The sequence below is a fragment of the Mycobacterium sp. 1081908.1 genome, assembly GCF_001673535.1.
Taxonomy (GTDB): Bacteria; Actinomycetota; Actinomycetes; order Mycobacteriales; family Mycobacteriaceae; genus Mycobacterium.
This window is the reverse complement of sequence record NZ_LZLY01000121.1, coordinates 83,200-109,886: the sequence shown is the minus strand read 5'-3', so window position 1 is coordinate 109,886 and position 26,687 is coordinate 83,200. Positions and strand designations below refer to the sequence as shown.

31 protein-coding genes are annotated in these 26,687 nt (G+C 68.8%); 6 read left to right on the top strand and 25 right to left on the bottom strand.

Annotated features, from left to right (window positions below):
- Positions 1-300: 300 nt before the first annotated feature.
- Positions 301-1,191 carry a formylglycine-generating enzyme family protein gene (locus tag A5655_RS19950; RefSeq protein ID WP_067012954.1) on the bottom strand — a complete coding sequence of 297 codons (891 nt, stop codon included), beginning with the start codon at positions 1,189-1,191 and terminating at the stop codon, positions 301-303.
- Between the two features lie 22 nt (positions 1,192-1,213).
- A complete protein-coding gene (locus tag A5655_RS19945) occupies positions 1,214-2,164 on the bottom strand; it encodes a DUF4436 domain-containing protein (RefSeq protein WP_067012952.1) in 951 nt (316 codons plus the stop codon).
- A gap of 259 nt (positions 2,165-2,423) precedes the next feature.
- Here A5655_RS19945 and pstS point away from each other — a divergent pair, with 259 nt between their 5' ends.
- Positions 2,424-3,551: a phosphate ABC transporter substrate-binding protein PstS gene (gene pstS, locus A5655_RS19940; RefSeq protein WP_067012967.1), complete on the top strand. Its 1,128-nt coding sequence runs from the start codon at positions 2,424-2,426 to the stop codon at positions 3,549-3,551.
- Between the two features lie 4 nt (positions 3,552-3,555).
- On the opposite strand, the gene A5655_RS19935 is transcribed toward pstS, so the two are convergent.
- From A5655_RS19935 to A5655_RS19925, 4 genes are all read right to left on the bottom strand, one after another.
- Positions 3,556-4,482 carry a DUF4436 domain-containing protein gene (locus tag A5655_RS19935; RefSeq protein WP_067012950.1) on the bottom strand — a complete coding sequence of 309 codons (927 nt, stop codon included), beginning with the start codon at positions 4,480-4,482 and terminating at the stop codon, positions 3,556-3,558.
- Between the two features lie 54 nt (positions 4,483-4,536).
- Entirely contained in the window at positions 4,537-4,671 is a 135-nt protein-coding gene (locus tag A5655_RS29150; RefSeq protein WP_255362016.1) for a hypothetical protein, read from the bottom strand.
- 179 nt (positions 4,672-4,850) lie between these two features.
- Complete coding sequence (locus A5655_RS19930) at positions 4,851-7,202, bottom strand: arylsulfatase (protein ID WP_067012948.1); 2,352 nt, start codon at positions 7,200-7,202, stop codon at positions 4,851-4,853.
- A gap of 49 nt (positions 7,203-7,251) precedes the next feature.
- On the bottom strand, positions 7,252-7,917 hold the full coding sequence (locus A5655_RS19925; RefSeq protein ID WP_067012946.1) for a DUF2306 domain-containing protein: 666 nt from the start codon (positions 7,915-7,917) through the stop codon (positions 7,252-7,254).
- Between the two features lie 49 nt (positions 7,918-7,966).
- On the opposite strand from A5655_RS19925, the gene A5655_RS19920 reads away from it, so the two are divergent.
- Positions 7,967-8,665 (top strand): TetR/AcrR family transcriptional regulator, encoded by a 699-nt coding sequence (locus tag A5655_RS19920; protein ID WP_067012944.1) that lies wholly within the window; start codon positions 7,967-7,969, stop codon positions 8,663-8,665.
- A 12-nt stretch (positions 8,666-8,677) separates the two neighbouring features.
- Here the strand turns inward: A5655_RS19920 and rpsQ are convergent, their stop codons facing one another.
- The 12 genes from rpsQ to A5655_RS19860 form a co-directional block, all read right to left on the bottom strand.
- On the bottom strand, positions 8,678-9,037 hold the full coding sequence (gene rpsQ / locus A5655_RS19915; protein ID WP_067012942.1) for a 30S ribosomal protein S17: 360 nt from the start codon (positions 9,035-9,037) through the stop codon (positions 8,678-8,680).
- On the bottom strand, positions 9,037-9,282 hold the full coding sequence (rpmC, locus tag A5655_RS19910; RefSeq protein ID WP_067012940.1) for a 50S ribosomal protein L29: 246 nt from the start codon (positions 9,280-9,282) through the stop codon (positions 9,037-9,039). Before rpmC ends, rpsQ begins: the two co-directional genes overlap by 1 nt.
- Positions 9,282-9,698 (bottom strand): 50S ribosomal protein L16, encoded by a 417-nt coding sequence (gene rplP, locus A5655_RS19905; protein WP_067012938.1) that lies wholly within the window; start codon positions 9,696-9,698, stop codon positions 9,282-9,284. The genes rpmC and rplP overlap by 1 nt, the downstream gene beginning before the upstream one ends.
- A gap of 3 nt (positions 9,699-9,701) precedes the next feature.
- Positions 9,702-10,538: a 30S ribosomal protein S3 gene (rpsC, locus tag A5655_RS19900; RefSeq protein ID WP_067012935.1), complete on the bottom strand. Its 837-nt coding sequence runs from the start codon at positions 10,536-10,538 to the stop codon at positions 9,702-9,704.
- Entirely contained in the window at positions 10,538-11,086 is a 549-nt protein-coding gene (gene rplV, locus A5655_RS19895; RefSeq protein WP_067012933.1) for a 50S ribosomal protein L22, read from the bottom strand. The genes rpsC and rplV overlap by 1 nt, the downstream gene beginning before the upstream one ends.
- Entirely contained in the window at positions 11,083-11,364 is a 282-nt protein-coding gene (gene rpsS / locus A5655_RS19890; RefSeq protein ID WP_025738376.1) for a 30S ribosomal protein S19, read from the bottom strand. The genes rplV and rpsS overlap by 4 nt, the downstream gene beginning before the upstream one ends.
- A gap of 12 nt (positions 11,365-11,376) precedes the next feature.
- The gene (gene rplB, locus A5655_RS19885; protein WP_066934867.1) at positions 11,377-12,219 is read right to left on the bottom strand and encodes a 50S ribosomal protein L2; all 843 of its coding nucleotides are present in this window, start codon (positions 12,217-12,219) and stop codon (positions 11,377-11,379) included.
- 29 nt (positions 12,220-12,248) lie between these two features.
- Positions 12,249-12,551, bottom strand: coding sequence for a 50S ribosomal protein L23 (rplW, locus tag A5655_RS19880; RefSeq protein ID WP_067012931.1), 303 nt, complete (start codon positions 12,549-12,551; stop codon positions 12,249-12,251).
- Positions 12,551-13,216 (bottom strand): 50S ribosomal protein L4, encoded by a 666-nt coding sequence (rplD, locus tag A5655_RS19875; RefSeq protein WP_067012929.1) that lies wholly within the window; start codon positions 13,214-13,216, stop codon positions 12,551-12,553. Before rplD ends, rplW begins: the two co-directional genes overlap by 1 nt.
- Positions 13,216-13,869: a 50S ribosomal protein L3 gene (gene rplC, locus A5655_RS19870; protein WP_067012928.1), complete on the bottom strand. Its 654-nt coding sequence runs from the start codon at positions 13,867-13,869 to the stop codon at positions 13,216-13,218. The genes rplD and rplC overlap by 1 nt, the downstream gene beginning before the upstream one ends.
- A 14-nt stretch (positions 13,870-13,883) precedes the next feature.
- On the bottom strand, positions 13,884-14,189 hold the full coding sequence (gene rpsJ, locus A5655_RS19865; RefSeq protein WP_003873519.1) for a 30S ribosomal protein S10: 306 nt from the start codon (positions 14,187-14,189) through the stop codon (positions 13,884-13,886).
- Between the two features lie 333 nt (positions 14,190-14,522).
- Positions 14,523-15,134, bottom strand: coding sequence for a TetR/AcrR family transcriptional regulator (locus A5655_RS19860; protein ID WP_255362015.1), 612 nt, complete (start codon positions 15,132-15,134; stop codon positions 14,523-14,525).
- Between the two features lie 242 nt (positions 15,135-15,376).
- Here A5655_RS19860 and A5655_RS19855 point away from each other — a divergent pair, with 242 nt between their 5' ends.
- Complete coding sequence (locus A5655_RS19855) at positions 15,377-16,873, top strand: MFS transporter (protein ID WP_231999208.1); 1,497 nt, start codon at positions 15,377-15,379, stop codon at positions 16,871-16,873.
- Between the two features lie 584 nt (positions 16,874-17,457).
- Positions 17,458-18,315 (top strand): PE family protein, encoded by an 858-nt coding sequence (locus tag A5655_RS19850; RefSeq protein ID WP_067012917.1) that lies wholly within the window; start codon positions 17,458-17,460, stop codon positions 18,313-18,315.
- Between the two features lie 115 nt (positions 18,316-18,430).
- Here A5655_RS19850 and mftG read toward each other — a convergent pair whose 3' ends face one another.
- The 7 genes from mftG to mftA all read right to left on the bottom strand — a co-directional run bounded on the left by mftG (position 18,431) and on the right by mftA (position 24,947).
- Entirely contained in the window at positions 18,431-19,852 is a 1,422-nt protein-coding gene (mftG, locus tag A5655_RS19845) for a mycofactocin system GMC family oxidoreductase MftG (RefSeq protein WP_067012915.1), read from the bottom strand.
- 16 nt (positions 19,853-19,868) lie between these two features.
- Positions 19,869-21,281, bottom strand: coding sequence for a mycofactocin biosynthesis glycosyltransferase MftF (gene mftF / locus A5655_RS19840; protein WP_067012913.1), 1,413 nt, complete (start codon positions 21,279-21,281; stop codon positions 19,869-19,871).
- On the bottom strand, positions 21,278-22,018 hold the full coding sequence (mftE, locus tag A5655_RS19835; RefSeq protein ID WP_067012911.1) for a mycofactocin biosynthesis peptidyl-dipeptidase MftE: 741 nt from the start codon (positions 22,016-22,018) through the stop codon (positions 21,278-21,280). Before mftE ends, mftF begins: the two co-directional genes overlap by 4 nt.
- A 205-nt stretch (positions 22,019-22,223) precedes the next feature.
- Positions 22,224-23,405, bottom strand: a complete 1,182-nt coding sequence (mftD, locus tag A5655_RS19830; protein ID WP_067012909.1) for a pre-mycofactocin synthase MftD — start codon at positions 23,403-23,405, stop codon at positions 22,224-22,226.
- 2 nt (positions 23,406-23,407) lie between these two features.
- Complete coding sequence (gene mftC / locus A5655_RS19825) at positions 23,408-24,583, bottom strand: mycofactocin radical SAM maturase (RefSeq protein WP_067012907.1); 1,176 nt, start codon at positions 24,581-24,583, stop codon at positions 23,408-23,410.
- Positions 24,580-24,852: a mycofactocin biosynthesis chaperone MftB gene (gene mftB / locus A5655_RS19820; protein ID WP_231999207.1), complete on the bottom strand. Its 273-nt coding sequence runs from the start codon at positions 24,850-24,852 to the stop codon at positions 24,580-24,582. The genes mftC and mftB overlap by 4 nt, the downstream gene beginning before the upstream one ends.
- Before the next feature lie 5 nt (positions 24,853-24,857).
- Entirely contained in the window at positions 24,858-24,947 is a 90-nt protein-coding gene (gene mftA / locus A5655_RS19815) for a mycofactocin precursor MftA (protein WP_067012903.1), read from the bottom strand.
- A gap of 91 nt (positions 24,948-25,038) precedes the next feature.
- Between mftA and mftR the strand changes: the two genes are divergently transcribed.
- On the top strand, positions 25,039-25,632 hold the full coding sequence (mftR, locus tag A5655_RS19810; protein ID WP_067012901.1) for a mycofactocin system transcriptional regulator: 594 nt from the start codon (positions 25,039-25,041) through the stop codon (positions 25,630-25,632).
- Complete coding sequence (locus A5655_RS19805; protein WP_067012898.1) at positions 25,629-26,681, top strand: DUF2332 domain-containing protein; 1,053 nt, start codon at positions 25,629-25,631, stop codon at positions 26,679-26,681. The genes mftR and A5655_RS19805 overlap by 4 nt, the downstream gene beginning before the upstream one ends.
- The last annotated feature ends 6 nt before the right edge of the window (positions 26,682-26,687 follow it).

Below are 26,687 nucleotides of genomic sequence, written 5' to 3'. Positions count from 1 at the left end.
GTGGTGACGGGCGGCGGCGTGGTGGTGCTCGGCGGCGCCGTCGTCGTCGGCGTCGGCGTGAAGGTGACGGTGGCGGGGCCTGTGTCGTCGAGGGCTCGGTGGTCACTGCCACTGTGCTGGTGACATCTGGCTCGTCGACGGCCGACACGTGGCGATGCTAGCGAATTCGAGGCGAGCGTGCGCGACGACGGAAGGTCCGTCACTTACCGTCCATCCGGCGGTAACCCGCCGGTCGCTTTTCCCGCTTGAGGTGCGACGCAGAGCAGCGCCCGGTTTGCTGCCCGGCCGGCGCGAGACAGCCTATGCTGACGCCGGATCCGCCACGCAGCGAAACCCGATGTGGGTCGTCGCGGTGTCCTGCGACTGCGGCGACCGCGCGGCCGGCCGGTAGCGGTGGCAGTATTCCGGCGCGCACAAATGCGATCCGCCCTTCAACGCCTGGCTGACGCTCGGGTCCGCGGGACCCGACGGTGCGCAACAGGCCTTCGGCGGCTGATCGAGCCGGTGGTGCGCGGAAAACTCGGTGGCGGTCCACTCCCACACGTTGCCGATCATGTCGAGCAGCCCAAATCCGTTGGGCGGGAACGTCCCCACCGGGGAGGTGCCCACCCAGCCCAGGGCGCCGTCATTGCGGTACGGGAAACTGCCCTGCCACGTGTTGGCCATCAGCCGGCCATCGGGGTTCGCTTCCTCGCCCCAGGAGTAGGTCCACGAACTGCCGCCGCGGGCCGCGTACTCCCATTCGGCCTCGGTGGGCAGCCGCCGGCCGGCCCAACGCGCGTACGCCGCGGCGTCGGGATACGCCACCTGCACCACCGGATGGTCCGCCCGGTCCGTCAGATCGCTGTCCGGACCGAATGGATTTCGCCAGTTGGCGCCCGGCACCCAGGCCCACCACTGGCGCCAGTCACGCAGGTCGACCGGCCCCGGCGTCGGCCGGAAGACCATGGCGCCCGGAACCAGGTCCGCCGGATCCGCCCCGGGGTAGAGCGCCGGGTCGATCGGTTGCTCGGCCACCGTGACATGGCCTGTGGCTGAAACGAACTCGGCGAACTGCGCGTTGGTCACCGGGTGCCGCTCCACCGCGAACGGCCCCACCGTCACGGTGTGGATCGGCGCCTCTTCGGGATAGAAGCTCGTCGAGCCCATGCGGAACGATCCGCCCGGCAGGTCGACAAGCTCGGTAAGCACCCCTTCAGGGTAGGACGGGGCGTCAGTCCGATTGTCGGTACCAGGTGAGCATGTACAGGGCCATCGCGGCGACGAGCGCCATCAGCACCCAGATCACCAGCACCTGGTCGATCCAGGCACCCGGCGGCGGCGACCCCGGAAGGAAATTGCGTATCGGGATCACGGCGAACAGCATGGCGGCGAACCACGTCACGAAGGGTGGCACGAATTTCCGTCTGCCCAATGCGATTTGGATGGCCACGGCAAACGCCAGGGTGGGCAGGGCGAACAGCACCAGGCAGATGCCCAAGTCGAAGATCAGCGGCCCCTTGGCCCGGTGCAGCGTGATGATCACGTTGTCGGGGCGATCGGCCTCCTGGCTTGCTTCACCCACCCGCTGGACGCTGACGTCCCAACCGTCCAACGCCCCGGTCACTTCCACCCGCGCCGGGATGTACTGGCGGGCGTCACCCTGCCCGACGAGCACCTCCGCCGACAGGGTGTCGGTGCTGTAGGAGTCGAACGGCCAGTTGTTGGGATCGCCGTGGGCCTCGATCGTGGTGGCGACCTGCGCCGGCGACTTCCCCGCCGGGTATTGCAGGTCGCCCAGGTCGTTCGCGGGGTCCATCCGCACCGCGGTGTCGGTCTTCAGCACATCGAGGCGTTTGTCGAACATGGAATCTTCGGGAATCACGAGCACCTTCACCGTGAGGCGGTTCGCGACGGTTTCCAGTTTTTCCAGACGCACCAGCACGACCGTGTCGTTGGTCGCGTTCAAGTCCGGCGGCTTGATCGGTGCCGCCGATTTGGCCAGCAAATGGACCCCGAACAGCGACAGGCCGTAGACGATTAGGAAAGCGACGAGGATGCCGATCACCAACAGCGTGCGCCGTCTGCCTTTGGTGGGTTGCGCCTCGGGGGGCGTCGCGGCCGGTTGCTCCGGTGGTGTGGGAGGAGTCGAAGGGGGCGGAGCCGGTGGGGCTTGATGGGTCATCGGTCGACACCTCCGTTGGATTGCGGCAACTCGGCGGGCCATGCGCGGATTGATCGTAGCGAACCGGTCGCGCCCGTGCGGCGAATCGAAATTTACTTCATCAATCAGGTAGTTTCCGTCAACCCGCGGAAAGGTTGTGCGCTACCCAGCGAAACCGGCCGCCGGCCTCATTGATGACCCGTTCATCCGTTGTTGGTTTGCCTGTTAATTCGGTGGCTGTAGAAGTCTGAGGTGTATCCCCCGTCTGGAGGCAATGACCGTGAAACGCAAGCGATCAGCCGCCGCCATCAGCTTGCTGGCCACGGCCGCGATGGTGAGCTCGGCTTGCACCAACTCCCACGCCACCCTGGCGTACGCCGCGGGCGCCAAGGTCGACTGCGGTGGCAAACAGACCCTGGTCGCGAGCGGCTCGACCGCGCAGCAGAATGCGATGACGAAGTTCGTCGAGGCGTACCACCGGGCCTGCCCGGGGCAGAACCTCAACTACACCGCCAACGGGTCGGGCGCCGGGATCAGCGAATTCCTTTCGGGCAAGACCGATTTCGGCGGATCTGACACACCGCTCGCCGACGATCAATACGCCGCCGCCAAACAGCGCTGCGGCGGCGCGGACGCCTGGAACCTGCCCGTGGTGTTCGGCCCGCTGGCCATCACCTACAACCTCGGCGCCGTCGACTCCCTGGTGCTGGACGCGCCCACTCTGGCGAAGATCTTCAACGGCACCATCACGCGCTGGGACGACCCGGCCCTTACCGCGTTCAACACTTCCATGCCGGCGGAGGACATCCGCGTCATCTACCGCAGCGACGCCTCCGGCACCACCGACAACTTCCAGTCCTACCTGCAGTCCGCGTCCGGCGGAGCGTGGAAACAGGGCACCGGCAAGACATTCAAGGGCGGGGTCGGCGTCGGCGCCGCCGGCAACAAGGGCACCTCGGAGCTTGTGAAAAACACCGAGGGCGCGATCAGCTACAACGAGTTGTCATTCGCGCTCCAGCAAGGCCTCTTCGCCGCCGAGATCAAGACCCCCGCGAGCCGCAGGTCCCTGCGCCCGGTGCGGATCGGCACCGACACGGTCGGCAAGACGATCTTGGGCGCCAAAATCACGGGCGCCGGCAACAATCTGGTGCTCGACATCTCGTCGTTCTACAACCCCGCCCAACCCGACGTCTACCCGATCGTCCTGGCCACCTACGAGATCGTCTGCTCGAAGTACCCCAACGCGGACGATGCCAGGGCGGTCAAGGCGTTCCTGCAGGCGGCGATCGGCCCGGGCCAGGTGGAGCTGGCCCGCAACGGCTACATCCCGCTGCCACCCGACTTCCAATCGCGGGTCTCCAGCGCCGTCGACGCGATCAGCTCGGCGGGGTCGGCGGTCGCGGAGTAGGCGTTCAGCCCTTCTTCGGCGATCTTCGATCGCGTTGCTGCCACCAGCCGGAGAGGAACAGGGCCATCGCGGTGACCAGTCCGATCAGCACCCAGAGCACGACGGCCTGGTCGATCCACGAACCGTACGGCGGGCTGCCCGGCAGGATATTGCGCAGCGGGACGATGGCGAACAGCATCGCGCCGTACCACGTCACCATCGGCGGTAGGAACGAGGTCTTGCCCAGCGCCACCGGAATGGCCACCCACAACGCCAACACGGGCAGGGCGATGAGGACGAGGCAGATTCCGATGTCGAAGATGAGCGGGCCCTTGGCGCGCTTGAGGGTGATGATCACGTCGTCCTGGACGTCCGGGCTGGCGTCGGCGGGGTCGTGCACGCGGGTGACGGTGGCGTCCCAGCCGTCCAGCTTGCCGGACGCCTCGACGCGCGCGGGTGACTTTTCGCGGTTCTGACCGGAGCCGGTGAACACGTCGGCCGCGATGACCTCGGTCTTGTAGGTGTCGAACGGCCAGTTACCGGGATCGCCGTGCGCCTCAATGGTGGTGCTGACCTGCGCCGGCGCCTTGCCGACCGGGTACTGCAGGTCGCCGAGGTCGTTCTCCGGGTACAGGCGCACGGCCGCGTCGGTGGTGAGCACCCCGAAGTTCTTGTCGTACAGCGAATCCTTCGGGTAGACAAGGACATTCACCGTCAAGCGGTTGGCGACGGTATCCAGTTTCTCGAGGCGGACCTGCACGACGCTGTCCTCGGCCTCGACCTTGCTCAGGTCCACCGCGGGCAGCGGGGGCGCCGATTTCGCCAGCAGGTGCACGGCGATCAGCGACAGCACGTAGATGACGATGAGAAAGACGATGATCCCGAACGCGATCGCGAGGCGCGGTCCTCGCGCCTGGGGTGGCGCCGGCGGCTGGGGTGCTTCGGTGGTCATTGGGGCATCACGGGGCCAGATGCTACCGGCCGCGTGCCCTGAAACCGCTCCTTTTCAGGGGATGACGACCGCAAATTGCCGCATCAGCGTGGATTTCGCCGCGTCGAAACCGACGTCGCCGGCGCCGGGGGCCGAGTTCCAGCCGTCCGGCGGCGGCAGGACGATCACCGGCGCCACCGGATCCGGCACTCAGGCACTGACCATGGTCCCGCTGGTGGGCGGCGGCGGGCACCGTGACCTGGACGCCGGGCACCGGCTCGGCCGGGTCGGACGGTCTCGATGCACTCGCCCGCATGGCGGTGCCGCCGATGGTCTTCTCGCAACCGACCGCGACACCCGTTGTCGGACAGAACAGGCCGACGGCCAGCTCAGTCCCGCGAAAACGCAAGCGCCAGTTCCCTTTCCACGTCCTCGTACGGTCTCCCCGACAAGTCGATGGTGACCTCGGCGATGGTGCCGCCGGTGAACGTGAACGGCGCCTTGTAGCGGCTGGACACCCCCGAGCCGCCGTTGCGGCCGACGGTGATCCCCGCGCCGGCCAGCCCGAATGTCCCGGGGTGCGTCCACACGCCCGCCAGGGTGCCGACGACCTCGTCGTCGACGAAGAGCGTGAGGTCGCCCAGGGGGGTGTGGCTGTTCTCCACCGTTCCCTTCCCCTCGTAGCGCACGCCGAACAGGTGCCGGCCCAGCGGCACCGCCGTCGACGACGAGACCAGCTGCTGGCGTTCGCCGAGGAAGTTGTAGACGTAGTGCAGCCGGCCGTCCTGAATGAACAGCACGTGCCCGCCGTGGGCGCCGCCCTGCTTGAACAGCACGCCCTCGGCGCCGGTGGTGTCCACCGTCACGTCGGCCAGCACCGCGAACGAGCGCCCGCGGAGCTCGGCGGCGGCGCCGATGCCGACGTCGGCGCAGTTGGGATAGTAGGTGTAACTGGGCAGTTCGCCGACCAGGTAGGGCCGCGAGCGCCCCAGCGTCTCGAAGATGTTCAGGTCGGCCAGGGGCAGGCCGTTGTACTTGGCGGCCTCGGAATACCACAGCGCCTTGAGCTCGTCGAGCTTCTCGGGTTGTTCGCCGGCCAGGTCGTGGCATTGGCTGCGGTCCTTTTCGATGTGGAACAGCTCCCAGCGATCGGCGTCGAAGTGCGACCAGCCCGCCGGTGTGGCGGCGTGGACGGTGTTGGCGAACCAGCCTTGGTGCCAGATCCCGCGGGTGCCCAGCATGGTGTAGAACTGGGTCTGTTTGCCGGTGTCGGCGCTCGGATCATCCAGGGCCGCTTTGAAACTCACGCCGTCCAGGGGTTTCTGCGTGATGCCCTTGACCGTCTCGGGCGGCGTCATGCCGAGCAGGTCGTAGACGGTCGGGGTGATGTCGCAGACGTTGACGTAGTTGTCGCGCACCTCGCCGTGCGCCGCAATGCCGTTGGGCCAGGAGACGATTGCGGTGTCGGCGATGCCGCCCTCGTGCGAGGCGTAGCGCTTGAACAGCTTGTACGGCGTGTTGAACGCCATCGCCCAGCCGATCGGGTAGTGGTTGTAGGTCTCCGGCCCGCCCAGGTGCTCGAAGAGCTTCATGCTCTCCTCGACGGTGTCGATGTAGCCGTTGAAGAACTTGCCCTCGTTCACCGACCCGTTCGGGCCGCCCTCACCGCTGGCGCCGTTATCGGAGATCACCACGATGATGGTGTCGTCCAACTGGCCCGACTCCTCGAGGTAGTCCAGGATTCGGCCGATCTGGGCGTCGGTGTAGCTCAGGAAGCCAGCGAATACCTCGGCCATCCTGCTGAACAGCTTCTTCTCCTCGTCGTTCAGCGAGTCCCACGGCCGCACCGTGTCCTGCAGCGGCCAGGCCTCGCCGTTGGGCCCCTTCACATCCAGGTAGGGGTTGATGGGCGACAGTTCGGTGTCCGGCGGGACGATGCCCATCGCCTTCTGCTTTTCCAGCGCGATCTCGCGATACTTTTCGTAGCCCATGTCGAACTTGCCGGCGTACTTGTCCGCCCACTCCTTGAACACGTGATGCGGAGCGTGGCCCGCGCCGGGGCACACGTAGCTGAACCACGGCTTGTCGGGCGCGATCACCTTCGCGTCGCGGATGAATTCGATCGTCTTGTCCGCGAGGTCCTTCGACAGGTGGTAGCCATCCTCGGGTGTGCCGGGTGGGTTCACCGGGTGGTTGTCGTACACCAGATCGGGGTACCACTGGTCGGTCTCGCCGCCCATGAACCCGTAGAAGCGTTCGAAGCCGCGCGATAGCGGCCAATGCCGTTTGGTCGACGCCAGATTCGACTCTTCCAGCGGCGTCAGGTGCCACTTGCCCACGCAGTAGGTGTTGTAGCCCCGCTCGGCGAGCACCTCGGACAGCAAGGCGGTGTCCGCGGGTATCCGTCCGTTGCAGTTGGGAAACCCGTCGGTGAACTCCTCGATGGTGGCCATGCCCACCGTGGTCGCGTTGCGCCCGGTCAACAGCGACGCGCGCGTCGGCGAACACAGCGCGGTGGTGTGAAACTGCGACAACCGCACCCCGCGCTCGGCGATGCGCGACATCGCCGGCATCTCGACCAGCCCGCCAAAGCAGTCCCACGTCGCGATCCCGGTGTCATCCCACACCAGATAAAGAATGTTCGGCGAGTTCTCCGGCGCCGTCGGCGCCGCGTACGGACCCCAATCCGGCTCCGAATCGCGGATATCCAGCTCGATCCTGCCGTTGAATTCCGTTGTCATGCCAGCCTCGCCCCGGGTGGATAACGCTCGATTGAAGGTCGCCCGGAGACTACACCCGCGATGTGTCCGTTGGCTGAGGAATCGGCGGCGTTACCGATTCGCGACGCAGCCACCACTGCACACTCACAAACGGAATCGTCCACCCCAGCCACGCGCCCAGACCGGCCACGAGCCATAGGTAATGCTCCGCGTTGCCACTAAAGGCGCTGTCGCGCAACGGCTGCAGCGTGATGAACAGGATCGGGGTCCAGATCCGGTTGGTGATCACCGACAGCGCAAGCGTCGCGCTGCCGACCATGTGGCGACGGTGGTCGGCGTACCTGCGCTGCCGCGCCGCGAGGTAGCCGTTGATCGTTAGCCACAACCACAGCGACGCCAGGAAGACGTTGCTGACCGCCAAGAGTGGGCCGAACGGCGTCGCCGCCCCGATGGCCAGCGCGCACACGCCGGCCGCCACGGCGGTCACGACATAGATCCGCCCCACGCGCCGGTGCAGCGCGGGCCGGCGGGTCCGCAGCCCGGGCCAGATCTGCAGCACGGCGGCCGCCATCGCGACGCCGCCGAACATCACATGACCCACGAGCAGCGGGTAGTGCAGCGCGAACGTGGACGGCACGCGCGTCCCCCCGGTGAAGTACGGCGGCAGCGAGTAGGCGAGGAAGGCGACGACGACCACGGCCAGGCCTGTACTGCGTTTCGCGTATGCCATACGCATAGCGTACGCCATACGCACAGGGCGGTCCATCTCGATTACGCTGGCGGTGATGTCTGACGAGGATCTGCCCCGCGCCCTAGAGGTGCTCTGGCGCGAGCCCACCCGCGACCGTCGGCCCCGGGGACTGAGCCGGGAGCGCATCGTCGCCGCGGCCGTGGAGCTGGCCGACGCCGACGGCCTGGGCGCCCTGTCGATGGCCCGGCTGGCCGAGCGGCTGGGCTGCGGCACGATGTCGCTGTACCGCCACGTGGCCAACAAGGATGAACTCGTCACGTTCATGCTGTCGGCGGCGCCGGGGCCGCCCCCCGCGCCGTCGGACCCGGCGGATTGGCGTGGCGCTCTTGCCGATTGGGCCATGGCGATATGGGACGTGTACCATCGGCATCCGTGGGTGCTGCAGGCGACCTCGGCCGGGCCTCCGGCCGATCCGGGCCAGTTGGCGTGGCTGGACGCCGGGCTCGCGACGCTCGGTGACACCAAGTTGGCCGAACGCGACAAGCTGGCCGCGGTCATGGCGGTGCTGCATTTCGTCCGCGGCGCCGCGGCGCTGGCCATCGAGGCCGCGCCCGTCGACGGTCCCGACTACCCCGCCCTGCTGCGCCGGGTGATCGACGCAGACCGATTCCCCGCGTTGTCGGCCGCGCTCGATGCGGGCGCCTTCGACGACGAGGACGACGACCACCGCGCCGAGTTCCGGTCCGGTTTGGGACAGCTCCTCGACGGCATCGCCGTCAGGGCCGCGGGTTAAGACCCGCTCGGCCTACTTGGCCTTCTCGAGGATCTCGACGAGCCGCCAGCGCTTGGTGGCCGACGTCGGGCGCGTCTCCATCAACGAGACGCGGTCGCCGATGCCGGCGGTGCTGTTCTCGTCGTGCGCCTTGACCTTCTTGGTGGTCCGGATGATCTTGCCGTACAACGGGTGGCGCATGCGGTCTTCCAGCTCGACCACGATGGTCTTCTGCATCTTGTCGCTGACGACATAGCCGATGCGCACCTTGCGCCGCCCGCGGGTCTTGGGGTTGGCCGGAGTGTGCTTGGGGCCCTTGTCTTTCGACGCGGCGTCCTTGGGAGCGGCCTTCTTGGCGGCGGCCTTTGCAGGCGCCCTGTTAGCTTCTGCCATCACGAATCCTTAGTTCCGTCGGTTCCGTCGGGTCCGCTAGCGAGGCCCAGTTCTCGTTCGCGCAGCACGGTGTAGACGCGCGCGATCTCGTGACGCACCGTGCGGAGCCGGCGGTTGTTGTTGAGCTGTCCGGTCGCCATCTGGAAGCGCAGGTTGAACAGCTCCTCCTTGGATTCGCGCAGGCGCTCGGTGAGCTCCTCTTCGGTGAGCTCGCGCAGTTCGCCCGGCGAAATGCCCAGTGCCATCAGAACTGATCCTCTCGGGTCACGATGCGTGCCTTGATCGGCAGCTTGTGGATTGCGCGGGTGAGCGCCGCCCGGGCGGTCTGCTCGTTGGGGTAGCTGAGCTCGAACAGCACCCGGCCCGGCTTGACGTTGACGACCCACCACTCCGGGGAGCCCTTACCCGAACCCATCCGGGTTTCGGCGGGCTTCTTGGTCAGCGGGCGGTCGGGGAAGACGTTGATCCACACCTTGCCGCCACGCTTGATGTGCCGGTTGATCGCGATACGGGCCGACTCGATCTGCCGGTTGGTCACATAGGCGTGCTCGAGCGCCTGGATGCCGTAGTCACCGAAGTTCACCTGGGTGCCGCCGCTGGCGATGCCACGCTGGCGCGGGTGGTGCTGCTTGCGGTGCTTAACCTTGCGGGGAATCAACATGATTCAGCTCTCCGTACTCTGCGGTTCGGGGGCCGGCGCCGCCTCGGCCGGGGGCGCCGTGGCTTGCTCCTCCGCACCCGCGGCCCGGCCGGCCTCGGTGCTGGTCGCCGTGGTGCCCGACGCGCCACTGCGCCGCGGACGCGTGCCCGACGGCCGCTCGCGACGCGGACGGTCGGCGCCCGCCGGGGCGGCGGCGGTCAATTCGCGCTTGCCGCCGACGATGTCGCCCTTGTAGATCCACACCTTCACGCCGATGCGGCCGAAGGTGGTCTTGGCCTCGTACAGGCCGTAGTCGATGTCGGCGCGCAGGGTGTGCAGCGGCACCCGGCCCTCGCGGTAGAACTCCGAGCGGCTCATCTCCGCGCCGCCGAGGCGGCCGGAGCACTGCACCCGGATGCCCTTGACGTTGGGCTGCCGCATCGCCGACTGAATGGCCTTGCGCATGGCGCGGCGGAACGCCACGCGGTTGCTCAACTGCTCCGCGACGCCCTGCGCCACCAATTGTGCTTGCGATTCGGGGTTTTTGACCTCGAGGATGTTGAGCTGGACCTGCTTGCCGGTCAGCTTCTCCAGGTCGGCCCGGATCCGGTCGGCCTCGGTGCCGCGGCGACCGATGACGATGCCGGGACGCGCGGTGTGGATGTCGACCCGGACGCGGTCGCGGGTGCGCTCGATCTCCACGTCGGCGATGCCGGCGCGCTCCAGGCCGGTGGACAGCAGCCGCCGGATCGCCACGTCTTCCTTGACGTAGTCGGCGTACTGCTTGTCGGCGTACCAGCGGGACTTCCAGTCCGTGGTGATGCCGAGCCGGAAGCCGTGCGGATTGATCTTCTGGCCCACTAGTCTGAGCCTCCCTTCGCTTCAGAAGCCTCAGAAGCCTTGGCCGGGGCCTTTTTTGCCGGGGCCTTCTTGGCGGCCGGCGCCTTCTTCGCGGGAGCCTTCTTGGCCGGCGCCTTCTTGGCCGGCGCCTTCGCCGCCGCCTTGCTGGCCTCGGCGCGACGGGCCCGCGTGGACTTCGCCGACCGCTCGTCCTTGGCCGGCCGGCTTTCCACCACCACGGTGATGTGGCTGGTGCGCCGGCGAATCCGGAACGCGCGGCCCTGGGCGCGCGGGCGGATGCGCTTGGCGGTCGGTCCCTCGTCGGCGTACACGGTGGCGACCACCAGCGTCGCCGGGTCCAGCCCGTTGTTGTTCTGCGCGTTGGCCGCGGCACTGGCGATCACTTTGGCCACCGGCTCGCTGGCGGCCTGCGGCGCCCAGCGCAGGATGTCGAGCGCGTCCTCCACCGACCGGCCACGCACCAGGTCGATCACCCGGCGCGCCTTTCTCGGCGACACCCGCACGAACCGTGCTTTGGCGACCGCCGACGGAAACTCAGTTGTGGTCATCGCCGCTTGGCCTTCCGATCATCCTTGATGTGCCCCTTGAAGGTGCGCGTCGGGGCGAACTCGCCCAGCTTGTGGCCCACCATCGCCTCGGTGACGAACACCGGGACGTGCTTGCGCCCGTCGTGCACGGCGAACGTGTGGCCGATGAAGTCCGGAATGATCGTCGAACGACGAGACCAGGTCTTGATGACCTGCTTGCTGTTCTTCTCGTTCTGCACGTCCACCTTCTTGAGCAGGTGGTCGTCGACGAACGGACCCTTTTTCAGGCTGCGTGGCATGGCTCGCTACTCCTACCGCGAATGCTTCTTGCCGGTGCGCCGGCGTCGGACGATGAGCTTGTTGCTCTGCTTGTTCGGGTGACGGGTGCGGCCCTCCGGCTTGCCCCACGGGCTGACCGGGTGGCGGCCACCGGAGGTCTTACCCTCACCACCGCCGTGCGGGTGGTCCACCGGGTTCATCACGACGCCACGGACGGACGGGCGCTTGCCCTTCCACCGCATGCGGCCGGCCTTGCCCCAGTTGATGTTCGCCTGCTCGGCGTTGCCCACCTCGCCGACCGTGGCGCGGCAGCGCACGTCGACGCGGCGGATCTCGCCGCTGGGCATCCGCAGCGACGCGTAGCTGCCCTCCTTGCCGAGCAGCTGGATGCTCGACCCGGCCGAGCGCGCGAGCTTGGCGCCGCCACCCGGGCGCAGCTCCACGGCGTGCACCAAGGTACCGGCGGGGATGTTGCGCAGCGGCAGGTTGTTGCCCGGCTTGATGTCGGCGTTGGCGCCCGACTCCACCACGTCGCCCTGCGAGAGCCCAAGCGGGGCAATGATGTAGCGCTTCTCGCCGTCCAGGAAGTGCAGCAGCGCGATGTTGGCGGTGCGGTTCGGGTCGTACTCGATGTGCGCGACCTTCGCGTTGACGCCGTCCTTGTCGTTGCGACGGAAGTCGATCACCCGGTAGGCGCGCTTGTGGCCGCCACCCTTGTGGCGGGTGGTGATCCGGCCGTGCGCGTTGCGTCCACCGTGACCGTGCAGCGGGCGGACCAAAGACTTCTCCGGCTCCGAACGGGTGATCTCGGCGAAGTCGGACACGCTGGCGCCGCGGCGACCCGGGGTCGTCGGCTTGTACTTACGAATTGCCATGTCTAATCAGGTCTTTCTCTCGCGCTCGGCTAGCTCGGTGCGCCGAAGAGGTCGATCGGCTTGCTGCCCGGGGCCAGGGTGACGATGGCGCGCTTGGTGCCCTTGCGCTTGCCGTATCCGGTCCGGGTGCGCTTGCGCTTGCCCTGCCGATTCGCGGTGTTCACCGACGCGACCTTGACGGAAAAGATCTTCTCGATGGCGATCTTGATCTGCGTCTTGTTCGAGTCGGGGTGCACCACAAACGTGTACACGTTGTCGTCCAACAGTGAGTAGGACTTCTCGGAGATGACCGGCGCCAGGATGATGTCCCGGGGGTCAGCGATGGTCGCCATCAGGCCGAAACCTCCTCGGCGGAACTGGTGTTGGCGGAGATGTAGGCGTTGAGCGCCTCGACGCTGAACACCACGTCATCGGAGCGCAGCACGTCGTAGGTGTTCAGCTGGTCGGGCGCCAGGATGTGCACGCCCGGCAGGTTGCGCACGCTCTTCGCACCGGTCTCGTCGGCGCGGCCGATGACCAGCAGCACCTGCTTGCGATCGGTCAGCGTGCCCAGAAATGCCTTGGCGCTCTTGGTGGAAGGGGTCTGGCCCGCGACCAACTCGGTGATCGCGTGGATGCGTCCGTTGCGCGCGCGGTCCGACAGCGCCCCGCGCAACGCCGCGGCGATCATCTTCTTGGGCGTGCGCTGGCTGTAGTCGCGCGGCTTCGGGCCGTGCACGGTGCCACCGCCGGTGAACTGCGGGGCCCGCGTCGAACCCTGCCGGGCGCGTCCGGTGCCCTTCTGCCGGTAGGGCTTGCGGCCGCCGCCGCTGACGTCGCCGCGCGTCTTGGTCGAGTGCGTGCCCTGTCGGGCGGCCGCCCGTTGCGCGGTGACCACCTGGTGCATCAGCGCGATATTGGCCGGGGCGTCGAACAATTCGGCGGGCAGCTCGATGGAGCCGTCGGTCTTGCCGTCCGGCGTCTTCACGTCGATTTTCACTGACTTCGCGTCAGCCATCAGTTCTCACCTCGTTTGATCGCGCTGCGAACCATCACGAGCCCGCCGGTGCGGCCGGGGACCGCACCCTTGATCAACAGCACGCCGTTCTCGGTATCGACCTTGTGCACCAACAGGTTCTGCACGGTCACGCGGTCGTTGCCCATCCGGCCGGCCATCCGGGTGCCCTTGAAGACCCGCGCCGGGGTGGCGCAGCCCCCGATGGAACCCGGCCGGCGGTGCACCGCCTGGGCGCCGTGGCTGGCGCCCTGGCCGCGGAAGCCGTGCCGCTTCATGGTGCCGGCGAAGCCCTTCCCCTTGGACGTGCCGGTCACGTCGACGTAGGCGCCGTCGGCGAAGATCTCCGCCGTCAGCTCCTGGCCGACCTCGTATTCGGCGGCGGCGTCGGGGTTGTCCAGCCGCAGCTCGGCCAGGAAGCGGCGCGGGTTGACGCCCGCCGCCGTGTACTGACCGGTCACCGGCTTGTTGACCTTGCGCGGGCTGATCTCGCCGTACGCCAACTGAACGGCGCTGTAGCCGTCGCGCTCCGGCGTGCGGATGCGGGTCACCACGTTGGGGCCGGCCTTGACCACCGTCACCGGCACGACGCGGTTGTTTTCGTCGAAGACCTGCGTCATGCCCAGCTTGGTGCCCAGAATGCCTTTTCTTGCCATGAGTTCTGGATCTCCTACTGGATGTTGACGTCGACACTGGCCGGAAGGTCGATGCGCATCAGCGCGTCGACCGTCTTCGGCGTCGGATCGAGGATGTCAATCAACCGCTTGTGCGTGCGCATCTCGAAGTGCTCCCGCGAGTCCTTGTACTTATGCGGGGAGCGGATGACGCAATACACGTTCTTCTCGGTCGGCAGCGGCACCGGACCTACGACGCTGGCACCCGTGCGGACGACGGTCTCGACGATCTTGCGCGCCGACGCGTCGATGGCCTCATGGTCGTAGGCCTTAAGCCTGATGCGGATCTTCTGTCCCGCCACGCTTTCTCCTACCCTCACTCCTCTTAAAGCCCGGTTCCCGGGCTTGGTGCCCCCGGCGCGCCAATCGGCGGCCCACTCTTGGGCCGGTCGAGCGTCGCGCCGGATACTGCGCCGCTGTTTACCTGTCGTGGTCCACCGGCCCCCGCGGTCGGGTGTGTCACCCTCACGCAGCCTCATTCGCGGCGAAATTAGTCGCGCTCCGAGGATGAGACCGGACGCGCCCGGTTGGGCGCTGGTCGTATGCCCGGCCAGGCAGAACCCGGCGCAAGGCAACCTGAACAGTATGCCTCAGATCATGGGTTTGGCCAAATCCCGGGCAAACGTCGCCGAGACTCAGGCACCGGCCGATTCCGTGGTCGCCGCGTCGGCCCTCTGCTGTGCCCGCTGCACATGCAGGAAACCGTCCACGGCGGCGCGTGCACACTCGCGATAGTCGAAGTCGGGCAGGGTCGACAGCCGCCCCAGCACCAGCGGACCGATTAGTAGCGCGATGGCGCGCGACCGGCCCACCTCACCCAGTTCCGCGGCCGCCTCGGGGCTGTCGAAAACCGCGTCGAACGGGGCGGCGTACTGCTGGGCGATGCGCTCGCGCAACGTGCCGATCGCGCCGCTGTCGCAAGCGCCGAGGGGATGGGGTTCGGGCAACTCATCCAGGTCGCGGCCCAGGGACAGCCACGACATGGCCGTCAGGAGGGCCGGCGCCTGCGCCACGGCCTCGGCCTGGGCCAGCACCAACCCGATGAGGCGATCGCGCAGCGAGCCGTCGGCCGGCGGCATCGGCGGCGGCGGTATCAGGCTGTTGAATGCCGCTGCCAGCAAATCATTTCCGCTCGGGAAGTGGCGGTACAGGGTCGCCCTCGCTACGTTGGCGCTACGAGTGACCGCATCGACGGTCACCGCGCTGGGACCCCCCGCACGCAGCAGCGCGGCCGCGGCCTCGAGCAAACGGGCCCTGGACCGCGCCGGGCGGGGATCGGTGCTTCCGCCGGTAATTGTGAGCTTCCTCCCGTTTGGAACCGAGACTATCGGTTTACCTACAAGACCAAGAGTCTCGAAAATCTGCTACGCCCCCGTTAGGAGGCGCTTTATATATGGTCGAAACGCTGGTACGGCCTGATCAGCGTACTGAGGTAGCGCGCATCGGGGGTAGTCCCCGGACCCGAACGTGGACCCTGGCCGTCGCCTGCATGGGCGTCGGGCTGGTCGTCGCGTCGATGACGGCGCTGAACACCGCACTGGGGGACCTCGCGGTCGCCACCTCGGCGACCCAGTCGCAGCTGACCTGGATCGTCGACGGCTACACGGTGGCGCTGGCCTGCCTGTTGCTGCCCGCCGGGGCGATCGGCGACCGGTACGGCAGGCGCGGCGCGTTGCTCATCGGTCTGGTCATTTTCGCCGCCGGGTCAGCCGCGCCGGCGCTGTTGCACAGCCCGTCGCAGATCATCGCCGGACGGGCGCTCGCCGGCGTCGGCGCCGCGTTCGTGATGCCGGCGACGCTGTCGCTGCTGACGGTGGCCTACCCGAAGGAGGACCGCATCAAGGCCGTCGGGGTCTGGGCGGGCACCGCCGGTTCCGGCGGGGTGCTGGGCATGTTCGGATCCGGCCTACTGCTTCGCTTTTGGGACTGGCACGCGATCTTCTGGTCGTTGGGCGTCGCCGGGCTGGCGATCTTCGCGCTGGCGTGCACCGTCGCGTCGTCGCGCGAGGCCAACGCGCCGCGGATCGATGCCCTGGGAGCGGTCCTGATCGGCGCGGCCGTCGCGATCGCGGTGGCCGCGATCCTGGAAGCGCCCGATCGCGGCTGGAGCGATCCCCTGGTCTGGGGCGGGCTCGTCGCCGGGGCGATCATCGCGGCTTTGTTCGGACTGGTCGAATTCCGGACGCGGCACCCGCTTCTCGACGTGCGGCTCTTCGGCGATCCCAGTTTCGCCACCGGGGTGGCGACGATCGTCATCCTGTTCGGCGCGACGTTCGGTTTCTTCTATCTGGGCATGCAGTACGTGCAGCAGATCATGGGCTACTCCCCCCTGATGACGGCGGTGGCGTTCGGCCCGTTCATGGTCCCGCTGGGCATTTTCTCGGCGCTGTCGTTTTGGTATGTGCCGAAGTTCGGCCTGCGGCTGGTGCTATTCGTGGGCACGCTGACGATGGCGGTGGGCTTCCTCTGCATGCGGACGCTTGACCTGCATTCAACTTTCCCCGAGTTGGCGTGGCCCACGCTGATCCTGAGCACCGGCATCGGATTCTGCACCGCGCCAACGACTTCGGCGATCATGGGTGCGGTGCCCGACGAAAAGCAGGGAGTCGCGTCCGCGGTCAACGACACGTCGCGCGAGATGGGCGGGGCCCTGGGGATCGCCGTGGCCGGCTCGATACTAGCCGGGCGCTACTCCAACGAGCTCGCACCCAGATTGGCGGACTTCCCCGCCCCGGTGCGCGGCCCCGCGACCGATTCGCTGGCCAAGGCGGTCGAGGTGGCCGGAAAGTTGGGGCCGCGGGGCGGCCAGCTGGCGGAGGTCAGCAAAGCCGCGTTCATGACGGCGATGCATGCCTCGACGACGGTGCTGGCCGTGATCGTGGCCGTCGCCGCCATCCTGATCGGGCTGTGGGCTCCCGGCCGCGACGGACGCCAGCTGCGCCTGGTGCGCCGGGCCGTCACCAAGGCGAAGGCAGGCATCGAGTAGCGGTGCGTTGACGCCCAATGTCGCTGCCGGAGAACGGCGCCGGCCGACCGGCGGGTGGGCGATCGAGGCCCGCCCGACGTAGCTTTTTCTGCCGGCGCGCACCGGGCCGGTTCAGACACTTGCGAACGTCCGCGCGTCGTGGTATTTGAAAATATATATCGACAGGTGCAGGTCATCTCGTAGGTTGAGGTGGGTGTGGTGTTGATGGGTATCGATTCGTTCAGCAAACAGGCGCGCGAGCGGTCGCCCCCGGCGTGGGGCAGTACGTAGGTCGCCGCTCGAGTTCCGCTGAAGGGAGGTGATATTCGCAACCGGGACGTCGTGCCGTCCACGAACATTGCGACGCAGAGTTCGCGCCTGGCGCAAACCCGGCCGCGCGCCCGCCACTTGTCGTGGCCATCTACGTGGGCAGCATGAATGTCGCCGCTTTTCGGGGCGGGTCGCGCTGCGGCGTGGCCCGCCCCACGAACGCATGCTGAAGATCCGCTGAAAACGCCTCGGGGGACCCCGGGTGGGCGATAGTCTGCGCGAAGCGGTGTCCGTGATGGGGAGGCGGACGACGTCGAGACAGCCGGGGGAGCCGAATGTCGTATGTGATCGCAGCGCCAGAATATGTGGCCAACGCCGCATTGGATTTGGCGAACATCGGATCCGCGATCAGCGATGCAAACTCCGCCGCTTTGGGCCCGGTATCCAGCGTGTTGCCCGCGGGCGCCGACGAGGTGTCGGCCAGCATTTCGAGCCTGTTCGACGCGCACGCCCAGGTCTATCAGGCGCTCAGCGCGGCGGCGCAGGCCTTCCACACCCAGTTCGTCCAGCTGATGAGCGCCGGCGCCGAGCAATACGCGCTCACCGAGGCGGCGAACGCCTCCCCCCTGCAAACCGTCCAGAACATGGTGGCGGCCAACGTTCCCGGCCAGGCGCTGTCGAGCGCGCAACCGCTGGCCGGCACCGCGGCCTCGGTGGGCTCCGCGGCGGCGGGGGTGCCGGCGGCCGCGGCCGGCGTCTCCGGTGGTGCGGCGCCCGCAGCACCGGCAGCCCCCTTGGCGACGGCGGTCACGCCGGCCGCCGCGGTTACGCCGGCTCCCACGGCGCCGGTTGCGCTGGCGCCGACGGGTACGCCACTCGCGGCGGCGCCGGTGGCCGCGCCGCTTGCACCGGCCGGCGCGCCGGCCGCCGCCGTGCCGGCGGAGGTGGCCGCTCCGGCGCCCGTCAGCGCGCCGGTGGCGGCGGCGCCGGTGGAGGCGCCGATCGAAACGCCGGCCTTCTCTCCGGTGACGGCGGCCCAGGCGATGCCGGTCACCACGCCGCTGACGGCGGCGCCCGCGGCAACACCGAATTATTCTCCGGCGACGCCCGCCTACTCCCCGGCGGCGGCCTCCCATGAGGAGCAACCGGCGGCCACTCCCGTTCCCGGCCTGATCTCGCCCTACCCAGCCTGATTAGCCGGCACGCGCTCGGAGCCGCCGGCGATCTGGCGAAAACGCCATTGCGGTGTTGGCATACCGTTCGGCGCACCGGGACAGGATGGGGTGGCGTTCACCACCTAACGCCCACTCACGCGACGAATTCCGCGGCGCGGTGCCCGATCATCACGATCGTCGCGTGCGGCCCACGGCTGGTGATCTCCGGCAGGATGGAACCGTCTATCACCCAAAGGTTTTCGATGCCGTAGACCCGGCATTGCGGGTCGACGACGGCGCCCATCGGTGCGGTGCCGCACAGGTGCTGCGACGTCGACCACACCGGCGAACCGACAGAGGTTGCGGCACCGGCCAATTCGCGGGCCAGCTCGCTGCCCCGGCGCAGCGCGGCGACGTCGTCGGGCTCGCTGTCGTAGCGATGTTCGATGTGCGGGGGCACGTCGGGGTCCGGCGAGACCAGCGTGATGCGCCCGCGCGCCCGCGGCCGCATGAGCGCGACCCCGATGTGCGGCCAGTCCGGGTGGCCCGCGGTCCCGTCGCCGGTCATCGCCACGAATCCGCCCGTGTACGGCCGTATCTCGATCCCGTCGGCGGTGCTGAGCACGACCTCCACCACGGGCCGGCCCGGAGCCACGGCCCAGTTCGTCGGCAACACCCATTCGGGGTGGTCGCTGCACGACGTCGCGACCGGCAGCGGCGCCACCACCGGGACCCCGGCGGCGCGCAGCATGGCCTCGTCCCCGATGCCGGACAGCATCAGCAGGTGCGCCGACTCAATGGCGCCGGCGCACAGCACGATTCGATCGGCGGAGAGCATCGCCCGGCCTTGCGGTCCGATCACGTCGACGCCCGCCGCGGCGGCGCCGGAGAAGCGCAGCCGCACCGCGCGGGTCCGTTCCAGCAGTGTCAGGTTGGGCCGCCCCAGCGCCGGCAGTAGATACGCGGCCCCGGATCCGGTGCGCACGCCGTCGACGATGTTCAGCGGGACCGCGCCCAGTCCCGAAACCAGTTCCGGCCCAGCGTCGTTCAGATCATCGATCCACGGGAATCCGGCGTGTTCCGCCGCGGCGATGAAAGTTTCTGTGGTGCCGGTCATTTCGCGCGTCCGGCGCACCGGGATCGGCCCGGCCTTGCCGTGGGCGGGCCCGTCGAAATCGAGGTCCGTCTCGATGGCGCGGAAGTGCTCGAGCACGTCCGGCCAGGCCCAGCCGGGGACCCCGGCGGCATCGAAGTCACGCGACAGCGCGCGACAGAAGTAGCCGCCGTTGATCGCGCCCGAACCGCCGACCGTGGCCCCGCGCACGATCGGCAGCTTGAGGGCGTGCCGATCGGTCAGCGTGGTCAGGTAGCGCCGGGCCAGCGGGCTGCCGACGCCGATCGGCAGCTGCAACCCGTTGGCGGTCAGGGCCAGCAACTCCGGATCGCCCAGCGCGGGGCCGGCTTCGAGGACCGTGACGGTACGGGCGTTGTCGACGGAAAGGCGTTCGGCAACAACAGATCCAGCGCTGCCGGCGCCGACGATCAGCACATCGCTGTGCGGCGCGGCTGCGGTCAAGGGGGCTTCGAAACCGCTATGTGCGGATCTGCGGCTTGAGCGCCCGCACGTTGCGTTCGCGCGCCACACCCCACCACAGCCCGAGGCCGTAGGCCAGGTCGTCGACCCGCTTGAGCAATACGTAGGTCAGCAGCCCGATGGGTTCGGCCTCGTCGCCGGTGGCGTCCCGGCGGCGCAGCCAGTCCACCACGCCGTCCATCACGGCGGCCACCAGCACGACCCGTCTGCAGTGGCGCGACAGGATGGCCGCGACCAAGGCCAGCGGCCAGTAGTGCCGGCACAGGGCCGACGCCAGCTGCAGCGCCGCCGACCACAGGCCGCGGGTCGCGATCGTGAGGACGTCCACGAGCGAGGTCTCGGCGCCGCGCATCGCCTTGGCGATCCGCCGGCCCGTCAGCACCGCGACGGCGATCGAGGCGAGCTGGCTGAGGCTGGTCCCCAGAGCCACGAGGATCCAGGCCATCAGCGCCCAGCCGGAGATCACCACCGGGGCCGTCTTGTCCGGGTGACGCACGGACAGCGGAGCCGCCGAGCCGCCGTAAAAGGCCTTGCGCGCGAGCCAATCCCGCAGCTCGGTGCGGTGATCGTGGGCCACCTGCGCGATCGGCTCGTATCGGAGCCGGGCGCCGGCTTCGATCAGCCGCCAGCACAGGTCGACGTCCTCGCCGGACTGCATCGTCTCGTCGAACCCGCCGACGCCGCGGATGGCCGAGCGGCGGCAGATGATCGCCGCGCTGGGAACGTAGGACACCGTGCTGTGGGGCAGTACCGGGGCTTCGCGCTCCCCCAGGTCCAGGGACGAGTGCACCGCCTCGTAGCGCGCCACCACGTTCTCGCTGTGCGACAGACCGACGATGCGCGGCGCGACCAGGGCGACGGTCGGATCACAGAAGTGGCCGAGCAGGGCCTCCAGCCAGCCCCGGCGCGGCGTGACGTCGGAATCCAGAAACGCGACGAAGTCGGTCGTGCAGGCCGCCAGCCCGGTGTTGCGCGCCGCCGAGGGACCCTTGCTATGGGAGTGGCGCAGGACCTCGACGTCGCAGTGCGCGCCGATGAAGTCTTCCGGCCCGATCGGCGGGGACGAACCGTCGTCGACCACGATGACGCGCAACCCGCGCAGGCAGCTGACCAGGCGCCGCACCCCGGACACGTTGTCCCGCACCGGGATAACCACGGTCACGTCGCGGTGCGACGGGCCGCCCGCCGGCCGGGGGTGCGCCACCGTGGCGTCCAACAGGGTGCGGGCCAGCTGGGCGCTGACGTCGTCGCGAACCTTCAGCCGGCCGTCGGAGAGCATGCTCTGGGCGGCGGGGGCGAGCTTCAGCAGGCGCGTCGGTGAGCCGCCCAGCAGGGCGGAACCGTCGCCGAGCACGCGCACGCGGCGATCGACCTGGACGGCGAACCCGTCCGGCAACCGGGTCGCCGTCATGTGCTCCGCTCCAGCATCCCGTCGGGCCCGGGCGACCACCGGGCGACCCGACGGACACAGTCGTCGACCATCTCGGCGAAGATGCGCTTGCCCTCGGCGGCCGTCGCGGTGGTCGGGTCGCCCAACACCCCGACCGGGCTGACCGCCGCGACGCCCCCGCGGCGCATGGAGGGGAGCAAGTCGCCCAACGGCGCCCGGTTGCCGGTGAGCCACCGGTCGGTCAGCACGTCGGCCGGCGAGATATGGAGCAACACCGATGTTTCGGTATGGCCGGCGTGGGCGTCGCCGCCGGCGGCAACGCAGGGGCACCATGCGGCGTCCCGGCCCTCGGCGCGCAGCGTGCTCACCGCGCCGCGCAACGCGCCGACGTTGCCGCCGTGGCCGTTGACGAAGACGAGCCGCGGGGCCCAGCAGGCCGCTGACCTGCCGTACTCCACCAGCAGCGCCGTCAGGGCTTCGGTGCCGATCGAGATCGTTCCGGCGAAGTCCTGGTGCTCGCCGCTGGCCCCGTAGGCGATGGCCGGGGCCACCAGCCAGGCCTGCTCCAGGCGGGCCCTGACCCCACGGGCGACCGCCGTCGCGATCCGGGTATCGGTGTCCAGCGGGAGGTGCGGACCGTGTTGTTCGGTCGACCCGAGCGGGACCATTAATGACGGCGAGGTGCCGAATAGCTGGCTCGACGCCATCGTTGCTAATTCGCCGAGTACGGGCACTGGCTGATGGTAGGACGAATTCACCTGGCGTGCACCAATTGTTGACCCTACAAAATATTTTTTTTCTGGGCTGTTCACCAAGCGGTCGAATTTGAGGGCTCGTTCGTCACGGTTGCCTCGCGAGCACCACAATTTTCGCCGCCGTCGATTCACGCTAGAGGACCATTTCGCGCTGCTGGTGAAAACGGGTCATGCTCAATCCTGGGAAAAAGGCCCGACGTGCCCCGATTTAGGCCGGCGGCACCCCGAGCGCCCGGGTGAAGCCGGCCGGCACCAAGAGGTCGTCCGGGCTGAGGTCGTGAACCGAGGAGCGCCCCAGACCCATCAGCGCCGAGTCGATGCCCCCACGCAAGATGTCGAGGACGTTCTCCACGCCGGCCTGGCCGCCGGCGGCGAGGCCCCACAGGTAGGCCCGGCCGATCATCACCGCGCGCGCCCCGAGCGCCACCGCCTTGACGACGTCGCTGCCGCGGCGGATGCCTCCGTCGAGCAGCACCTCGACCTGGTCCCCGACCGCGGCGGCCACCGCGGGCAGGGCGCGGATCGACGCCGGCGTGCCGTCCAGGTTGTTGCCGCCGTGATTCGACACCGAGATGGCCGAAACACCAGCATCCACAGCCCTTTTGGCGTCGTCGACGCGCATCACGCCCTTGAGCATGAACGGCCCGCCCCACAGCTCGCGCAGCCAGGCGATGTCGTCCCAGGTCGGCGGCGGGGTGCCCATCCACTCCCCGTAGGCGGCGAAGAACGGCGGACCGGGCTCGCCGCGGCGAGCCTGGTTGGGCACCCTGAGGTTCGGCGGGCGCAGCGTCTTGCCGTACTTCCACAACCAGCGGGGCTTGAAGACCGCCTCCGGAGACTGCCGCAGGATGGTCCGCAGGTTCATCTCCTCGGGGATCTTGGGACTGCCCCAGTCACGCCCGTGCGAGAACGACCAGTCGGTGGTGACGATCAAGCCGACCGCACCGGCCTGGCGCGCGCGCTCCACGCGCTCGGCGATGGCGTCGCGCCCGCCGAGCCAGTACACCTGGAAGAACAGTTTGGGGTTGGCGGCGATGACCTCTTCGATCGGTTTGCTTGCGAAAGCGGACAGCCCCATCGCCGTTCCCCGCGCCGCGGCCGCCCGCGCGACGGCCACCTCGCCATCCGGATCGACCGCCTGGACGCCCGTCGGCGAAATTACCACCGGCAACGAAATATCCTGTCCCATAACGGTAGTCGATTGGTCGCGCTTTTCCGGCGCGCCGACGACGTGGGGCGCGAATCCGAGTTCACCAAATGCTTCGACGTTGCCTGCGACCGTGATTCCCTTTTCGCTGCCCGCAAGCAGCGCCGAATAAACGGATTTCGGCAACCGCCGCTTCGCGCGCTGCTGTGCGATGGCGACCGTTTCGAACCATTGGTCGGCCACGGTTATACGGGGCTTTCGTTGCAGAGCCGCGCCGGCGGTCGCATCGACAGCGTGAGCGGCACCGGTTCGCTGATCGGCCGGCCCCGCGAGTGGTCGGCGCGGGGCCTCGGCGTGCTGCGGTCGCGCGCCAGCGCCTGCTCGCTGTGCCCCTGGACGCATTCGGGGTCGGGCCCGTCCATCGGCAGGCCGGTGAAGAACTTGGCCGCCATGCATCCGCCCCGGCAGCTGTCGTAGTGCCCGCAGCTGCCGCACGCGCCCGCCGACTGCGGTTCGCGGAGCTCGCGAAACAGCGGTGCGTTCTTCCAGACGTTGTCAAATCCCCCGTCGGACAGGACGTTTCCGGCCAGGAAGCGGTCGTGGATGGCGAACGGGCAGGCGTAGACGTCGCCCACCGGATCGATCAGGCACACGACCCGGCCGGCGCCGCACATGTTCAGACCGGCCAGCGCGCCGGAGGAGCCGAGCGGTGCGAGGTGGAAGAAGGAGTCGCCGGTGAGCACCCGCTCCCCCTTGGCCACCAGCCAGTCGTAGAGCTGAACCTGCTGGGCGGCGGTGGGGTGCAGGTCTTCCCAGACGTCCGCGCCCCGGCCCGACGGGCGCAGGCGGGTGATACGCAGCGTGGCGCCGTAACGGCTTGCCAGCGCGGCGAATTCGTCGAGCTGGTCGACGTTGTGCCGGGTCACGACCACGGAGATCTTGGCATCCTTGAAGCCGGCGGCGGCGAGATTCTCCAGCGCCCGCACCGCCATCGCGAACGAGCCGGCGCCGCGGACCGCGTCGTTGACCTCGGCGGTGGCGCCGTCGAGCGAGATCTGGACGTCGACGTAGTCACTGGCCGCCAGGCGCGCCGCGACCTCCGGGGTGATCCGTACCCCGTTGGTCGAGAACTTCACGCCGACGTGGTGCGCGGTCGCGTAGTCGACCAGCTCCCAGAAATCGGGCCGCACCGTGGGCTCGCCGCCGCCGATGTTGACGTAGAACACCTGCATGCGTTCCAGCTCGTCGATGATGTCCATGCACTGGCGCGTGGACAGCTCGCGTGGATCGCGCTTGCCCGACGACGAGAGGCAGTGCACGCAGGCCAGATTGCACGCGTACGTCAGCTCCCACGTCAGGCAGATCGGGGCGTCCAGCCCGCGCTCGAACTGCTCGATCAGCCGCGGAACGGTCACCGTCATCGGGTCTCCTGAGGTTCCAACATCTTTGACTCCGCCAGCACGCCCAGCGCGTGCAGGTAGGGCCCCTGCCCCGAGTCGTCCACGCCCGCGGCGCGGCAGGCCGACCGGACATCGGGATGGTCGGCCAGCGACCGCACCACCGTGAGGATGGTGCGGTTCTTCAGAAAGGACAGCTTGCGGGTGCCGAAGTGGTAGAGCAGCGCGCCGAACGGCTCCGGCCGAACCGCCACCTGCGGATGCAACCGCCACCCGCGATCGGGGTCGAACACGCGGATCAGTAGACCCCGCACATCCCGTCGATGGACACCTCTTCGACGAGGGTCTCGGTGACGAGCTCGGTCTCGGTCTCGGTTTCGTGCTCCATGAAACTTTTCCTCCCGTTGGGACTCGACAAGGATGGATCGTTCTGGACACAATATGGCATCGAGTGCCGCAATGGAAGGGCGGGTCCGAACATGCCGCAGCCGCGGGTGGGCCGACGCCGTTCGACGACACCGGGGCACATCACCGACGTCGCCCTCGACCTGTTCGCCGCCCGGGGGTTCGCCGAGGTGAGCGTCGACGACGTGGCGCACGCGGCCGGCATCGCCCGCCGCACGGTGTTTCGCTATTACGCATCCAAGAACGCGATCCTGTGGGGCGACTTCGACGCCCACCTGGCGCACCTGCGGGAGCTGCTCGACAACGTCGACCCTCGGGTGCCCCTCGACGAGGCGCTGCGCGGGGCCCTGTTGGCGTTCAACACCTTCGACGAGTGCGAAACGGTCCGGCACCGGCAGCGCATGCGCGTCATCCTGGAAACCGCGGAGCTGCAGGCCTATTCGATGACGATGTATGCAGGCTGGCGCGAGGTGATGGCCGGCTTCGTGGCCCATCGGTTGGGCGTCAAGACGACCGACCCGCTGCCGCAGACCGTCGCCTGGACGATGCTCGGGGTGGCGCTGAGCGCCTACGAGCACTGGCTCTCCGACGAATCCGTGCCGCTGCCGACCGCGCTCGGCAACGCGTTCGACGTCGTCGGGGCCGGGCTGGAAAGGCTGGACCGATGAGCGGGGGCACCGAGCACCTGCTGCACATGCTGCGCTCCCAGGGCCGGTTCTGCGCGGGCTCCGGCTCCCCGATGTACGGGGAGCTCTTCGAGCTGGTGGCCGGCGACGTCGAAGCGGGCGGCGTCTTCGCGACCATCCTGTCCGGCCACGAGGACGCACCCTCGCGCCACGCGATGCCGCTTCGGCTGCTCGGCGGGCTGCACCGGTTGGTGCTCGACGGCCGGGCGCCGCAGTTGCGCCGCTGGTATCCCAGCACCGGCGGCCGCTGGGATGCGGCGCACGCGTGGCCCGAGATCCTGCGCACCGCGGCGCGGAACGCCGACCCGTTGCGCGCCGCCCTTCATCAGCCGCCGCAGACCAACGAGGTGGGCCGATCCGCCGCGCTGATCGGCGGCCTGCTGCTGCTCAACCGCGGATTGGACTTGCCGATAAGGCTTTTCGAGATCGGGTCGAGCGCGGGGCTGAACATGCGCGCCGACCATTACCACTACCGCCACAACGCAGGCCGGTGGGGACCGCCGGACTCGCCGGTCACCATCGACGACGCGTGGCGCGGCACGCTGCCGCCCGACGGGGTGCTGCGCGTCGTCGAGCGAAACGGCTACGACATCGCGCCCATTGATGTCACCGGCGCCGAGGGGGAAGTGACCGCGTTGAGCTATGTCTGGCCCGACCAGGACGACCGGTTGCGCCGGCTGCGCGGCGCCATCGCCGTCGCCCGGAACGTCCCGGCGCGCCTCGAGCGCCGGACGGCGGCCGAGGCGGTCGCCGGGATGACCCTCGCCGCCGGAGCGCTGACCGTGCTGTGGCATTCGATCACCTGGCAGTACCTGTCCGACGAAGAGCGCGCCGCGGTCCGCGACGGGATCGAGGCGCTCGGCATGCGGGCCGACGCGGGGTCCCCGTTCGCGCACCTGACGCTGGAGCCGGCCCGCGACGGGCCCGGCGCACCGATCCGGTTTCTGGTGCGGGCCCGCAGCTGGCCCGGTGGGGAGTTCGCGGTCCTCGCCGAGTGCCATCCGCACGGGCCGCCGGTGATCTGGCAGTAATTTTTT